At 73.0% G+C, this 13375-nt stretch carries 12 protein-coding genes; 7 read left to right on the top strand and 5 right to left on the bottom strand.

The genetic code is table 11. The features are described 5' to 3' along the window. Nucleotides 1–162: 162 nt before the first annotated feature. On the bottom strand, nucleotides 163–945 hold the full coding sequence (kbpA, locus tag AC0KTA_RS21320; protein WP_481049809.1) for an AfsK-binding protein KbpA: 783 nt from the start codon (nucleotides 943–945) through the stop codon (nucleotides 163–165). A gap of 318 nt (nucleotides 946–1263) precedes the next feature. Here kbpA and AC0KTA_RS21315 point away from each other — a divergent pair, with 318 nt between their 5' ends. Beyond that, a complete protein-coding gene (locus AC0KTA_RS21315; protein WP_481049808.1) occupies nucleotides 1264–1911 on the top strand; it encodes a TetR family transcriptional regulator in 648 nt (215 codons plus the stop codon). 284 nt (nucleotides 1912–2195) lie between these two features. On the opposite strand, the gene AC0KTA_RS21310 is transcribed toward AC0KTA_RS21315, so the two are convergent. Both AC0KTA_RS21310 and AC0KTA_RS21305 read right to left on the bottom strand, forming a co-directional pair. Further along, nucleotides 2196–2672, bottom strand: a complete 477-nt coding sequence (locus AC0KTA_RS21310; RefSeq protein WP_481049807.1) for a nitroreductase/quinone reductase family protein — start codon at nucleotides 2670–2672, stop codon at nucleotides 2196–2198. Further along, on the bottom strand, nucleotides 2672–4003 hold the full coding sequence (locus tag AC0KTA_RS21305; protein ID WP_481049806.1) for an acyl-CoA dehydrogenase family protein: 1332 nt from the start codon (nucleotides 4001–4003) through the stop codon (nucleotides 2672–2674). Before AC0KTA_RS21305 ends, AC0KTA_RS21310 begins: the two co-directional genes overlap by 1 nt. 54 nt (nucleotides 4004–4057) lie before the next feature. On the opposite strand from AC0KTA_RS21305, the gene AC0KTA_RS21300 reads away from it, so the two are divergent. Further along, nucleotides 4058–5293 (top strand): thiolase C-terminal domain-containing protein, encoded by a 1236-nt coding sequence (locus AC0KTA_RS21300; protein WP_481049805.1) that lies wholly within the window; start codon nucleotides 4058–4060, stop codon nucleotides 5291–5293. A gap of 97 nt (nucleotides 5294–5390) precedes the next feature. Here the strand turns inward: AC0KTA_RS21300 and AC0KTA_RS21295 are convergent, their stop codons facing one another. Then, nucleotides 5391–6239: a calcium-binding protein gene (locus AC0KTA_RS21295; RefSeq protein WP_481049804.1), complete on the bottom strand. Its 849-nt coding sequence runs from the start codon at nucleotides 6237–6239 to the stop codon at nucleotides 5391–5393. Nucleotides 6240–6396: 157 nt separating this feature from the next. On the opposite strand from AC0KTA_RS21295, the gene AC0KTA_RS21290 reads away from it, so the two are divergent. Together AC0KTA_RS21290 and AC0KTA_RS21285 are read left to right on the top strand one after the other, a co-directional pair. Beyond that, complete coding sequence (locus AC0KTA_RS21290) at nucleotides 6397–7071, top strand: pyridoxine/pyridoxamine 5'-phosphate oxidase (RefSeq protein ID WP_481049803.1); 675 nt, start codon at nucleotides 6397–6399, stop codon at nucleotides 7069–7071. Beyond that, on the top strand, nucleotides 7068–7610 hold the full coding sequence (locus AC0KTA_RS21285) for an N-acetyltransferase family protein (protein ID WP_481049802.1): 543 nt from the start codon (nucleotides 7068–7070) through the stop codon (nucleotides 7608–7610). Before AC0KTA_RS21290 ends, AC0KTA_RS21285 begins: the two co-directional genes overlap by 4 nt. A gap of 64 nt (nucleotides 7611–7674) precedes the next feature. On the opposite strand, the gene AC0KTA_RS21280 is transcribed toward AC0KTA_RS21285, so the two are convergent. Beyond that, nucleotides 7675–8100: a Zn-ribbon domain-containing OB-fold protein gene (locus AC0KTA_RS21280; RefSeq protein ID WP_481049801.1), complete on the bottom strand. Its 426-nt coding sequence runs from the start codon at nucleotides 8098–8100 to the stop codon at nucleotides 7675–7677. A 271-nt stretch (nucleotides 8101–8371) separates the two neighbouring features. On the opposite strand from AC0KTA_RS21280, the gene AC0KTA_RS21275 reads away from it, so the two are divergent. The 3 genes from AC0KTA_RS21275 to AC0KTA_RS21265 all read left to right on the top strand — a co-directional run bounded on the left by AC0KTA_RS21275 (nucleotide 8372) and on the right by AC0KTA_RS21265 (nucleotide 13363). Beyond that, nucleotides 8372–9583 (top strand): flavin-containing monooxygenase, encoded by a 1212-nt coding sequence (locus AC0KTA_RS21275; RefSeq protein WP_481049800.1) that lies wholly within the window; start codon nucleotides 8372–8374, stop codon nucleotides 9581–9583. A gap of 296 nt (nucleotides 9584–9879) precedes the next feature. Next, nucleotides 9880–12105 (top strand): acetate--CoA ligase family protein, encoded by a 2226-nt coding sequence (locus AC0KTA_RS21270; protein WP_481049799.1) that lies wholly within the window; start codon nucleotides 9880–9882, stop codon nucleotides 12103–12105. 454 nt (nucleotides 12106–12559) lie between these two features. Then, nucleotides 12560–13363, top strand: a complete 804-nt coding sequence (locus tag AC0KTA_RS21265; RefSeq protein ID WP_481049798.1) for an enoyl-CoA hydratase/isomerase family protein — start codon at nucleotides 12560–12562, stop codon at nucleotides 13361–13363. The last annotated feature ends 12 nt before the right edge of the window (nucleotides 13364–13375 follow it).

Genomic DNA, 13375 nt, shown 5'->3' with positions numbered 1-13375 from the left:
ACCTCCCCGTACGCGGCCGCCGCTTGGAGCAGCCCCGTGCAGCGTCTCACCACCGAGCCGCTACGGCGGCACGCACCCTGATTCTTCCTGGCTCGGCCCACGGTTGCGAACCCGGGGCAACATCGGGCTGTTTCAGGACAAAGGTGACGTACGGGAACAACGTCACCCCTGGTCGGGCTCCTGAAGGACCGCGAAAGCGGCACCCTGGTTGTCCACCAGCACGCTGATGCGTCCGTACGGAGTGTTCTCCGGCTCGTCGCGTACGCGGCCGCCGAGGCGGCGGGCGGTCGCGACGGCGGCGTCGCAGTCGGTGACGACGAAGTAGTTGAGGAAGTGCGGGGGCATCTCGGCGGGGAAGTCGCCGGCCATGACGGCCCGGCCGCCGATGGCGGTCTCAGGCCCGGCCTCGGCCCCGGCGGGCGACCAGGTGCGGAAGTCCTGGCCGAGGTTGTCGAGGTCGTGTCCGCCGTAGCCGAAGACGCCCTCGTAGAAGGGGTCGACGGCGTCCTTGGAGCGGGCGTACAGCTCGGTCCAGCAGAAGCTGCCGGGCTCGCGCTGGCGGCCGAAGCCCCGGTGCGTGCCCGCCTGCCAGAGGCCGAAGACCGCGCCCTCGGGGTCGGCAGCGAGCGCCATCGTGCCGAACGGCCCGACCGGCACCGGCTCCGTGATCATCTGGCCGCCCGCGCTCCGGATGCGGCCCGCGAGGGCGGCCGCGTCCGGCGTCGCGAGGTAGACCGTCCAGGCGGTGGGCATGCGGCCGTCCGCCTTGGGGGCGAGCGCGGCGACGGGTTCGCCGCCGAGGTTCGCCTGGACGTAGTGGCCGTACTCCGCTCCCGCGCCCTCGTCGAAGGTCCACCCGAAGAGCTCGCCGTAGAAGCGCTTGCCGCCCTCGACGTCGGGGAGCATCGCGTCCACCCAGCAAGGGACGCCTTCCGCGAATTCCATGAGACCGTTCCCTCGGTTCGACCGCGGAGGGCCCTCCTGTGGCCTCCGTCACAGTCAAGCTAGCCGCCCGCCCGCGGGCCCGCAGCACGTCCATTCGAACACTTGGTCAATTCTCGCGATCCGGTGTACGTCGCAAGCGGCGGCGGGGCGGGCCCCGCCCCAACGACTGTTTCCGGCCGGAGCGCACCGCCCGACGCGGGCGCCCCCACGGCGCCCGCCGCCCGCTCCCGTCACCCCTCTGCACCCCTCTGGCACCCCTTCAACCCCATTTGCACTCGGTCGAATCGCGCTCCGATCACCCCTCGGTAAGCTGACGGCATGACAGGACAGGTACGTACCGTCGACGGCCGTGTGGCCGGTCGGCGTGGTCAGGCGACACGTCAGAAACTGCTGGACTGCCTGAGCGAGATGCTCAGCTCCTCGCCCTACCGGGACGTCAAAGTCATCGACGTCGCCCGGAAGGCGGGCACTTCGCCCGCGACGTTCTACCAGTACTTCCCGGACGTCGAGGGCGCCGTCCTGGAGATCGCCGAGCAAATGGCCGCCGAGGGCGCGCAGTTGACGCAGCTCCTGGAGGGCCGTTCCTGGGTCGGCAAGGCCGGCTGGCAGACGTCGCAGGACCTGGTCGACGGGTTCCTCGACTTCTGGCGGAAGAACGACGCGATCCTCCGGGTGGTCGACCTCGGCGCGGCCGAGGGCGACAAACGCTTCTACAAGATCCGGATGAAGATCCTCAACTCCGTGAACAACTCCCTTACGGACACCGTCAAGGAGCTCAAGGCCAAGGGCAAGGTCGACAAGGACGTGAGCCCGGCGGCGATGGCCGGTTCGCTGGTCGCGATGCTCGCCGCGGTCGCCTCGCACCAGCGCGGCTTCCAGACCTGGGGCGTCAAACAGGCCGAACTGAAGCCGAATCTGGCGCTGTTGGTGCACATGGGCGTGACGGGCAAGAAGCCGACGAAGTAGGCGCGCGGCACGTAGGTCGCGCGGCGCGAAGTCCTGTCACCACGGCGGCGGATCACTGACAGTGATCCGCCGCCGTGTTCGGTTGCGCCCCCGCCTCGGTGCCCACTGTCTCTAAGCGGCCTTGGTGAAGGTCGGGCGCGGTACCGCGCCCCTTACGGGGCGCGGTACCGCGCCCCGTAAGGGGCGCGGGGCTGTATCGACATGCGGCTCCGCCGCGGGGCGCGACCAGCCCTCACCGGCCCGCAGGATTGACACCGCACATCCAGCGAAGCGCTTAGCGCCCGCTACCTCCGTTCCAGCCGGAACAGCCGGATCTCCCGCTCCACGCGTGCCTGGTACGTCGCGTACGGCGGCCAGAACGCGAGCGCGGTCCGCCACGCGGCGGCCCGCTCCTCCCCCGTCAACAGCCGTGCACGCACCGGTATGTCCGTGCCGCGCAGGCTGATCGACGCGTCCGGGTGGGCGAGCAGATTGGCGGTCCACGCCGGGTGCCCCGGCCGCCCGAAGTTGGACCCGACCAGCAGCCAGCTCCCGCCCTCCTCCGGCACGCAGGCCAGCGGCGTGCGCCGGTCGAGCCCGCTCTTCGCGCCCCGCGCCGTCAGGATCACGCCGGGCAGCATCCGGGCGCTGGGCAGCACCTTGCCGCGGGTGAGCCGGTGGACGGCCCGGTCCAGGGCGGGTACGAAGCGCGGGGCGACGCGGGCGAAGGCGCGGCTGGCGGATATGCGCTGCACCAGGCGGAGCCCGGCCCCGGCGGCCATCAGACGCCCGCCCCGTCCACCGGACGCCCCCGGCCGCCCCCGCCCGCGCCCTCCACCCGAACGGCGGGCTCGCCCCCTGCCGGGGCCCCCTCACCCGCGAACAGCCCGGCCCCTTCGGCCGCGTACGCCCGCAGCCGGTGCACGGGCCCGAAGAGCAGCTCGTCACCGGCCGCCCGCTTGAAGTACAGGTGGGCGTCGTGCTCCCAGGTGAAGCCGATGCCGCCGTGGAGCTGGACGGCTTCGGCGGCGGCGGTGCGCAGCGCGCCGAGGCCCTGGGCGAGGGCGAGCCCGCCGACGCGTTCGTGCGCGCCGTAGGGGTCGACACCCTCGGGGCTCGGAACAGCGTGGTCCACCCCGGCCGCCCACGCCGCGTAATAGGCGGCCGACCGAGCCGCCTGCACCCGCACGTACACCTCCGCGAGCCGATGCTTCACGGCCTGGAAGGACCCGATGGCGCGCCCGAACTGTTCGCGTTCCTTGACGTAGGTGACGGTGCGGGCGAGGGCGCGGTCGGCGGCGCCGACGGCTTCGGCGGCGAGCACGGCGGCGACCCGCTCACCCACGTCACCCAGCGCGAGGGCCACATCACCGTCACCCCCCTGCCCCTCCCCCACCAACTCGGCCTCCACGTCCCGCAGTTCGAGGCGGGCGCGCGGCCGGGTCTCGTCGAGGGCGGTCTGCCGGACGCGTACGAGGCCGGGGGCGTCGCCGCGTACGAGGAACAGCAGCGTGCGCGGGCGGGCGAAGCCGCCGGTGTGGGCGGCGACGAGGAGCAGGGCCGCGCTGTGCCCGTCGAGGACCTGGTCCACCTGCCCGTACAGCCGCCAGGCCCCGTCGGCGGCCCACGCCTGGACACCGCCCGCGCGGCCGCCGCCCACCCAGTCACCGCGGTTGTCGCGGCTGTCGCGGCTGTCGCCGACGAGGCCGAGGGCGGTGGTGAGGGCGGCGCCGGGGACGGCGAGGGTGGCGGTCAGCTCGCCGGTGGCGATGCGCGGCAGGTGCGCGGTGCGCTGGCGCGGCGTGCCGAGGGCGAGGAGGAGGGGCGCGGCGAGTCCGGCGGTGGCGAGGAGGGGGGAGGGGGCGAGGGCCCGGCCCAGTTCCTCGCTCGCCAGGGCGAGTTCGAGGATGCCGCAGCCGATGCCGCCGTACGCCTCCGGCAGGGCGAGGCCGGGCAGGCCGAGGCGGCCGGCGAGGGCGGCCCACAGCCCGGTGTCGTACCCGGCGGGGGTGCGGACGGCGGCCTTGACGTCGTCGGGGCCGCAGTGCTTGGTGACGACCTCGCGGAGGGTGCGGCGGATCTCGTCCTGTTCGGCGGTGCAGGCGGCGTCCATCGGCGGGCTCCTCTCCCGGGTCCGGGGACCCACATCTGATGTACCGTCAGATGCATGTTCTCCCAACCCCTTTCAGGTACTCAAGGCCGCCGGAAGGTCGCCGTCGTGGGCGTGGCCCTGTCGGACTGCGGGCGCGTGGACGACACGACGGCGTACGCGCTGCACGCACAGGCGGCGCGGCGCGCGCTCGCGGACTCCGGGCTCGGCCGTGAGGTGATCGACGGGATCGCGTCGGCGGGGCTCGGGACGCTCGCGCCCGCGGAGGTCGCCGAGTATCTGGGCCTGCGGCCGCGCTGGGTGGACTCCACCTCCGTGGGCGGCTCGACCTGGGAGGTCATGGCGGCGCACGCGGCGGACGCGATCGCGGCGGGGCACGCGAACGCGGTGCTGCTCGTGTACGGGTCGACGGCGCGCGCCGACCTCAAGGCGCGCCGACGCACGGCGAACCTGTCGTTCGGGGCGAGCGGCCCGCTCCAGTTCGAGGCCCCCTACGGGCACACCCTGATCGCCAAGTACGCGATGGCGGCGCGGCGGCACATGTACGAGTACGGGACGACGCTGGAGCAGCTGGCGCAGGTCGCGGTGCAGGCGCGGGCGAACGCGGCGGCGAACCCCGAGGCGATGCACCGGGACCCGATCACGGTGGACGAGGTCCTTTCCGGCCCGATGATCGCGGACCCGTTCACCAAGCTGCACTGCTGCATACGTTCCGACGGCGGCTGCGCGGTGCTGCTCGCGGCCGAGGAGTACGTGACGGACTGCGCACCGGCGCCGGTGTGGGTGCTCGGCACCGGCGAGCACGTCTCGCACACGACGATGTCCGAGTGGGAGGACTTCACGGTGTCCCCGGCGGCGGAAAGCGGGCGGCTCGCGTTCGAGCGGGCGGGGCTGGGCCCGGCGGACGTGGACATCGCCGAGATCTACGACGCGTTCACGTACATGACGCTGGTGACCCTGGAGGACCTGGGCTTCTGCGAGAAGGGCGAGGGCGGCGCGTTCGTGGAGAAGGGCCGCCTGCGCCTGGACGGCGAACTCCCGACCAACACGGACGGCGGCGGCCTCTCGGCCCAACACCCCGGCATGCGGGGCCTGTTCCTGCTGGTGGAGGCGGTGCGGCAGTTGCGGGGGGAGGCGGGGGAAGGGCGCCAGGTGTGGCGGGGGGACGGCGGCCGGGGGCCGCAGGGAGCCCCGGGACGGCAGGGGGGCCGGGGGCGGCTGCCCGAGGTGGCGGTGGTGTCGGGGACGGGCGGGTGGTTCTGTTCTTCGGGGACGGTGGTGCTGGGGCGGTGACGACTCCCCTGGGTGTCGGCGCGCCCCGGGTCTCCACGGTCGCCTGACGCGGCGTGCGTGAGGGAGGGGGGGGCGGCTCCCTCACGCACGGGGTGGGTCAGTCCTGGTGGAGTTCGTTGCGGCCGGGGCCGCCGGAGAGTTTGTCGGTGCCGGTGCCGCCCCACAGGACGTCGTCGCCGCTGTTGCCCCACAGCGTGTCGTCGCCCGCCTCGCCGTACAGCTTGTCGTGGCCCTTGCCGCCGTAGAGGACGTCGGCGCCCGCCTTGCCGTGCAGGACGTCGTTGCCGTCGTCGCCGTGCAGGCTGTTCTCTTCGCCGTCGCCGCTCAGCGAGTCGTTGCCCGCCCCGCCGAAGCAGTCCTGCCCGCAGTTGGTGAGGGTGTCGTCCCCGGCGCCGCCGTCCGAGCCGAAGCCCCAGGGGCCCCCGCCCCTGTCGATGCGGTCGTTGCCGTCCTGGCCGCGGAGCATGGACCCGGTCGAGCCGTTGAGCACGTCGTTGCCCGTGCCGCCGTAGACACCGGCCCAGGCGCTGCTGTCGGGTCGCAGCGTGAGGGTGTCGTCCTTGTCGCCCAGGTCTATGTCGTAGCTGTCGGAGTCGTCCGAGTTCTCCGGGATCTCGACCCGGCACTCGACGACCTTGCGGTCGGACGCCGTCGGGTACGTGCACTCGTCCCACTCCGCCGCGTCCGCGTCGATCGAGATGTCGAACCGATCGCGGAAGGTGAGGACGTAGTACGACTCGAAGTCACCGACGTTCTCGACCTTGTCGGTGACGGTCAGCTTGTTCTTCTGGCCGGGGGCGGCCTTGTACCAGAGTTCGCTGTCCTCATGGACGACGGAGGCCGTGGCCGCCGCCGGTGCGGCCGCCTGCGCGGCGGGCGCCACGAGGGCTCCGCCGAGGGCGAGGGTGAGGGTGGCTGTCGCTGCGATTGCCTTGTACGTGCGCATGCAGAAGTGGCCCTTCGGGATGTCTTGTGCGCCGTGGTGCTTCTGGTCATCCCGTTAGACCAGGGGCTTGGTCGCCCAGTTGTGCCGTTGATCATGAACAGACGCCCACCACGCCGTTGCGGGGAGGTGGATGAGCGTGCGGGACGACAATGGCCGGATGACGACGACACCGACGCCCGCGGAGTTCCGGAAGCTGTTGCGGGCCCAGAAGGTCTGGGACACCGAACTGCCGGAGTTCGACCCGGCGACGGCCCCGGCCGCACCGGTCGCCCTGTTCCACGGCTGGTTCGCGCAAGCGTGCGCGGCGGGCCAGCCGGAGCCGCACACGATGGCGCTGGCGACGGCGGACGCGGCGGGCACCCCGGACGTACGGACGGTGATGCTGCACGACGCGGACGACGAGGGCTGGCACTTCGCGTCGCACGCGACGAGCGCGAAGGGCAGACAGCTGGCGGCCCGACCGTACGCGGCGCTGCACTTCTACTGGGCGGCGCAGGGCCGCCAGGTCAGAGTGCGCGGCCCGGTCCGCACGGCCCCGCACGCCGAGGCCCTGGCCGATCTGCACGCGAGGTCGGCAGGGGCGCTGGCGGCGGCGCTGGTGGGTCGGCAGAGCGAGATTCTGGACGCGTACGAGGAGTTGGAGCGCGCGTCGGACGCCGCGTGGGAACGGGTGGCCGCGGAACCGGACGCCGACGCGCCGAGCTGGACGCTGTACGTACTGGTGCCTGAGGAGGTGGAATTCTTCCAGGGAGACGCACGGCGACGGCACGTACGACTGCGCTACCGTGCGGCTCGAAACGGGGGCTGGGCAAGGGAGTTGATGTGGCCGTGACGATCCACGAGAACGGCACCGAGGGCGGTGTCGAGGACGGCACCGAGCCGCCCGTGACGCTGCGCCCGGCGACGCTCGACGACGCGGCGGCGGTCGCCCGGATCTGGCACGAGGGCTGGGCCGACGGCCACCGGGGCAACGTACCGGAGGCGCTGGTGGCGGTGCGGACGCCGCAGTCGTTCGGGCTGCGGGCGCCGCAGCGGGTCGCGGACACGGTGGTGGCGACGGTCGGCGGCGCGGTGGCCGGCTTCGTGATGGTGGTCGACGACGAGGTGGAGCAGGTGTACGTCGACGCGGACCACCGGGGCACGAACGTGGCGCGGACGCTCCTCGCGGAGGCGGAGCGCCGGGTGGCGTCGAAGGGCTACGCCAGGGCCTGGCTGGCCGTGGTCAACGGCAACGCGCGGGCCCGCAGGTTCTACGAGCGCAACGGCTGGACGGACGAGGGCCTCTTCGAGTACTTGGCGGCGAGCGACAGCGGTCCCATCCATGTGCCGTGCCACCGGTATGTGAAGCGGGTGGCGACGACCGCCACTTGAGGCCCCGGGCCGCCCCGGGCCGCCCCGGCCCACGTCGGCCCACTCGAGCTTTCGGAGCCCCGCGTCAGCGCGCCCGGAACACCGGCACCGTCACACCCTCCGCCCGCTCGCGGAACGTGACCTCCAGCGGCAGACCCGGGCGCAGCGCGGCGGACTCCTCGCGGTCGACGAGTTCCGTCATCATGCGCGGCCCCTCGGCCAGGTCCACGACGGCGGCGACATACGGCACGCGGGCGCCGAACGGCGGCAGGTCGTTCCGGTGGACCACCGACCAGGTGTACAGCGTGGCGTGGCCGCTCGCCCGCTCCCAGGTGACGTCCTCGCTCCAGCAGTGCGGGCAGAACTCGCGGGGGTAGTGGTGGGCCCGGCCGCACGCGGGGGCGTGGCAGCGGCGGATCAGGAGGCGGCCCTCGGCGGCGGCGTCCCAGTAGGGGCGGGTGAAGACGTCGGCCTCGGGGAGGTCGAAACGGAGGTCGAAACGTACGTCCATGGCGGGCTCCGTACGGGGTGCAAGCGGGATGTGAGCGAGGGCAGGCGGGGCGAAGGCAGGGCGAAGGCAGTCCGAATCGGCCCTTCTTGCCCCGCTCACCCTCGGGACATTCCGGGCACCGACCACCACGCCCTGACGGCACGTCAGTTCAGCGCAGCTGGCGACGGGAGCGCAAGACGGGTGCACGGAGGGGTCGCGCGCGTGATCGGATTGCAACCGGTTTCGGACTTGTCCGTCACCCATCAAGTGACGGCGTGGTTACTCTCCAGACATGGCCGACTCCACCACCCCCCGAGCGCGCCGCACCGAGCACCCCGCGCCCAGCCGCCCGGCCGAGGACCACCCGGTCTACGTCGTCGGCGGCGGCCCCGGCGGGCTCTCCGTGGCGGCTGCCCTGCGCGCACGCGGCGTACGTGCCGTCGTCCTGGAGAAGTCCGACCGCGTCGGTGCCTCCTGGCGTACGCACTACGACCGCCTCCACCTGCACACCACGCGCCGCCTCTCCGCCCTGCCCGGCCTCGCGATGCCGCGCTCCTTCGGGCGGTGGGTGTCGCGGGACGACGTGATCCGCTATCTGGACAAGTACGCGGAGTACCACGAGCTGGAGGTCGTGACCGGTGTCGAGGTGTCCCGCCTGGAGCGGGCGCCCGACGGCACCGGCTGGCTGCTGCACGCCACCGGCGGGCGCGAGCTGACCGGCAGCGCGGTCGTCGTCGCCACCGGCTACAACCACACCCCGCACGTGCCCGACTGGCCCGGCCGCGAGACGTACACCGGCGACCTGCTGCACGCCAACGCCTACCGCAACCCCGCCCCGTACGCCGACAAGGACGTGCTCGTCGTCGGCGTCGGCAACACCGGCGCGGAGATCGCCGTCGACCTGATCGAGGGCGGCGCGGCGCGGGTGCGGCTCGCGGTGCGCACGGCGCCGCACATCGTGCGCCGGTCCACGGCCGGGTGGCCCGCGCAGCGCTCCGGGATCCTGTGCCGCAGGCTGCCGGTGCCGGTGGTCGACCGGCTCGGGCGCGCGATCGCCAAGGTGAGCGTGCCGGACCTGTCCGCGCACGGGCTGCCGCGCCCGGACACCGGGCTGTACTCGCGGGTCCACGAGGGTGCCATCCCCGTGCAGGACGTCGGGCTCATCGACGCCGTACGCAAGGGACGTGTCGAGCCCGTGGCGGCCGTCGAATCCTTCGAGGAGGACAAGGTGGTCCTCGCGGACGGCACCCGCGTCGGCCCGGACACCGTCATCGCCGCCACCGGCTACCGCCGCGCCCTGGAGCCGCTGCTCGGCCACCTCGACGTGCTCGACGGGCGGGGCCGCCCGCGCGTGCACGGCCCGCGCACCGCACCGGGCGCCCCCGGCCTGTACTTCACCGGCTTCACCAACCCCATCAGCGGGATGCTGCGCGAACTGGCCAGGGACGCGGGGCGGATCGCGACGGCGGTGGCGAAGGCACGGAGCCGGGCGACGGCTTCGTAGGCAACCGAGCCGCCTTCGCAGGCACGCGGGGCGGCTTCGCAAGTAACCGGCCAGTTCGCCGACGCGCCCTTGGCAGGGGCCGACTTCTGCGGTTCCGTGGTGTGTTACCGGAGTCACCAGATATACGCACCTGTCACACGCACCACAGACAGCTCCCTGTACAGCTCCCTCGTGCGCGTACGGCCGCCTCCCCGCGCCGTCGCAGAAAACCTGCAGCCCCATTCCTGACACAGCGTCAGTTCAGTAACCTGACTATGCGTCAGTTATGTTGCTGTCACACAGGAGCGGGCGGACCGATGCTTGGATCGACATACGGCACCTTCACCTCCGACCCCCGCCGCGCCCGCGCGGTGGCCTGCGGCAACCTCCCCGCCGGCGCCGTCCACGGGCGCCCCGCGGGCGCCGGTGACCTGGACGTCGGCGGCCGGCCGCTGTACGCCGACGTCCCCGACCTCGACCGCTTCTTCCGCCCCGAGTCCGTCGCCGTCATCGGCGCGTCGGACGCCGAGGGGCGGCCCAACACCGGCATCACGCGCCAGCTCGTGGCCTGGGCGGAGCGGGTCGGCGCGCGGCTGCACCCCGTGCACCCGACCCGCCCCGCCGTCTTCGGCAGGCCCTGCGTCCCGTCCGTGGCGGACCTGCCCGAGCAGGTCGACCTCGCCGTGCTCCTGGTGAGCGACCCGCTCCCCCTCATCGAGGAACTGTCCGAGGCGAAGGTGAAGTTCGCGGTCGTCTTCGCCTCCGGTTTCGCCGAGACCGGCCAGGCGGGCGCGGTGGCGCAGGAGCGGCTGGCCGCCGCCGTCAGCCGCTCGGGCATGCGGCTGCTCGGCCCGAACACCAACCTCAACGCCTTCGAGAAGTTCCGCGACGACCTCGAAGGCCCCGCGATCGCCCTCATCACCCAGTCAGGACACCAGGGCCGCCCCGTCTTCACGCTGCAGGAGCTCGGCGTACGCCTCTCCCACTGGGCGCCGACCGGCAACGAGGCCGACCTGGAGACGGCCGACTTCATCTCGTACTTCGCCGAGCAGCCGGACGTCGGCGCCATCGCCTGTTACGTGGAGGGCCTCAAGGACGGCCGCGCCTTCCTGCTCGCCGCGGACCGGGCCGCGCGGCGCGGGGTGCCCGTCGTCGCCGTGAAGGTCGGCCGCACCGAGACCGGGGCGCGTACGGCCGCGTCCCACACCGGCAAGCTGACCGGGGCGGACGCCGTCGTGGACGCGGCGATGCGGCAGTACGGCGTGATCCGCGTCGACGGGCTCGACGAACTCCAGGACACCGCCGCCCTGTTGGCGCGCGCCCGGCCGCCGCAGTCCGACGGCGTGGTCGTGTACTCGATCTCCGGCGGCACCGGCGCGCACTTCGCCGACCTCGCCGCCGGGGCCGGGCTGCGGCTGCCGACGCTCTCCGCCGCCAAGCAGGCCGAGCTGCACGACTGGATCCCCCACTACCTGAACGTGGCCAACCCCGTCGACAACGGCGGCCACCCTGTCGGCGACTGGCGCGGCCGGAAGATCATCGACGCGATCCTGGCCGACCCGGACGTCGGCGTCCTGATCTGCCCCATCACGGGCCCCTTCCCCCCGATGAGCGACAAGCTCGCGCAGGACCTCGTGGACGCCGCCGAGCAGACGGACAAGCTGGTGTGCGTGGTGTGGGGCTCGCCGGTCGGCACGGAGGCCGCGTACCGCGAGACGCTGCTCGGTTCGTCCCGGGTGGCCACGTTCCGTACGTTCGCCAACTGCGTCGGTGCCGTACGGGCGTACGTCGACCACCACCGCTTCACCTCCTCCTACCGCTCTCCCTTCGACGAGGCGCCGCGCACCGTCTCGCCCTCCTACCGCAAGGCGCAGGCGCTGCTGCGGCCCGGGCAGCGGCTCAGCGAGCACGCGGCGAAGCAGTTGCTGCGGGCGTACGGGATCCGGGTGCCGCGCGAGCAGTTGGTGACGAGCGCGGCGGCGGCCGTGCGGGCGGCGGGGCTCGTCGGGTACCCCGTCGTCATGAAAGCATCGGGGTCCCGCATCGCCCACAAGACCGAGCTGGGCCTGGTGAAGGTCGGGCTCACCTCGGCCAGCCAGGTGCGGGACGCCTACCGGGACCTCACCGACATCGCCCGCTACGAAGACGTCGAGCTCGACGGGGTCCTGGTCTGCCAGATGGTCGAGCGGGGCGTCGAGATGGTCGTCGGGGTGGCCCCCGATCCCCTCTTCGGGCCGACGGTGACGGTGGGGCTGGGTGGCGTGCTCGTGGAAGTCCTGCGGGATGTGGCTGTACGGGTGCCGCCGTTCGGGGAGGAGGAAGTGCGGGGCATGCTTGGGGGGTTGCGGGGGCGGGCCTTGCTGGACGGGGTCCGTGGCGCCCCGGCGGCCGACCTGGACGCGCTCGTCGAGGTCGTCCTGCGGGTCCAGCGGATGTCCCTGGAGCTCGGGGAGTCCTTGGCCGAGCTGGACATCAACCCCCTGGTGGTCCTGCCCCGGGGGCAGGGGGCGGTGGCCCTGGACGCCTTGGCCATCTGCCACTGACTGTGTGACCCCCAAGGGGGCTCCGCCCCCTCGACCCCCGCTCCTCAGACGCCGGAGGGGCTATCTCCCCCACCCACCCGCCCTGACCTGGGGCGGCGGCCCCAGCCCTCGCTCTTGCATGGGGCTGCGCCCCTCTCCCCCTTTTTCGGCCCTCCGGGCCTCGTCCTCAAACGCCGGACGGGCTTTCCCCACCCACCCGCCCTTACTACCTGCCAGCGCGGCAAGGTTTTAGCCCGTCCGGCGATTGAAGACGAGCCGCAGAGCGGCGACAGCGGGGGCTGTCCCACCCACCCACGACCCCCACCCCTCCCAGCCCGTCCGGCGATTGAGGACGAGCCGCGGAGCGGCGATCGGCGGGGGTCCAGGGGGCGGCAGCCCCCTGGTTACGGGAAGGGGCGGGACTGGGGAAGCCCCCGGCAGGGACCTACCACCCACCCACCGAAACGGACCCCCGATGCCCACCACGCCCACCATCCTCCACACCCGCCACAACAACGTCTCCTGGATCACCCTCAACCGGCCCGAGGTGATGAACGCGATCACCGCCGAGCAGCGCGACCACCTCATCACCCTGCTGGAAGCAGCCACCACCGACCGCTCCACCAGGGCGGTCGTCCTCACCGCCACCGGCAAGGGCTTCTGCGCAGGAGCCGACCTGCGCTCCCCCACCACAGCCCCGCCGCAGGCGGAAAGAGTCCCCGGCGACATCGCGCGCACCATCAAGCACGGCGCCCAACGCCTCATCACCGCGGTCCTCGACTGCGAGAAACCCGTACTGGCCGCCGTGAACGGCACCGCAGCAGGCATAGGCGCCCACCTGGCCCTCGCCTGCGACCTGGTCCTCGCCGCCGAATCGGCACGCTTCATCGAGGTGTTCGCCCGCCGAGGCCTGGTCCCTGACGGCGCCGGCGCCTACCTCCTCCCCCGCCTCATCGGCCCCCACCGCACCAAGGAACTGATGTTCTTCGGCGACGCCCTCCCCGCGGCGGACGCCGAACGCCTCGGCCTCGTCAACCGCGTCGTCCCGGACGCCGACCTGGAGAAGACGGCCCAGGCCTGGGCCGACCGCCTCGCCACGGGCCCCACCCGCGCCCTCGCCCTCACCAAGCAACTCGTCAACGCCTCCCTGGAGTCGGACCGCGCCACGGCCCTCGCCGCGGAGGCCGCCGCGCAGGAGATCAACATGACGACGGCGGACGCGCAGGAGGGCGTGGCGGCGTACGTCGAACGCAGGCAGCCCACGTACCGAGGTGAGTAAGCCTGAAGCCCA

The organism is Streptomyces sp. Y309 (assembly GCF_056712025.1).
Note: the sequence above shows the minus strand (reverse complement) of the source record. Positions and strands in the feature narration are given on the sequence as shown.

Coding starts and splice junctions, on each gene's coding strand:
- kbpA (WP_481049809.1), bottom strand. CDS start 945: ATGGAATTCGCGGAAGGCGTCCCTTGCTGGGTGGACGCGATGCTCCCC.
- AC0KTA_RS21315 (WP_481049808.1), top strand. CDS start 1,264: ATGACAGGACAGGTACGTACCGTCGACGGCCGTGTGGCCGGTCGGCGT.
- AC0KTA_RS21310 (WP_481049807.1), bottom strand. CDS start 2,672: ATGGCCGCCGGGGCCGGGCTCCGCCTGGTGCAGCGCATATCCGCCAGC.
- AC0KTA_RS21305 (WP_481049806.1), bottom strand. CDS start 4,003: ATGGACGCCGCCTGCACCGCCGAACAGGACGAGATCCGCCGCACCCTC.
- AC0KTA_RS21300 (WP_481049805.1), top strand. CDS start 4,058: ATGTTCTCCCAACCCCTTTCAGGTACTCAAGGCCGCCGGAAGGTCGCC.
- AC0KTA_RS21295 (WP_481049804.1), bottom strand. CDS start 6,239: ATGCGCACGTACAAGGCAATCGCAGCGACAGCCACCCTCACCCTCGCC.
- AC0KTA_RS21290 (WP_481049803.1), top strand. CDS start 6,397: ATGACGACGACACCGACGCCCGCGGAGTTCCGGAAGCTGTTGCGGGCC.
- AC0KTA_RS21280 (WP_481049801.1), bottom strand. CDS start 8,100: ATGGACGTACGTTTCGACCTCCGTTTCGACCTCCCCGAGGCCGACGTC.
- AC0KTA_RS21275 (WP_481049800.1), top strand. CDS start 8,372: ATGGCCGACTCCACCACCCCCCGAGCGCGCCGCACCGAGCACCCCGCG.
- AC0KTA_RS21270 (WP_481049799.1), top strand. CDS start 9,880: ATGCTTGGATCGACATACGGCACCTTCACCTCCGACCCCCGCCGCGCC.
- AC0KTA_RS21265 (WP_481049798.1), top strand. CDS start 12,560: ATGCCCACCACGCCCACCATCCTCCACACCCGCCACAACAACGTCTCC.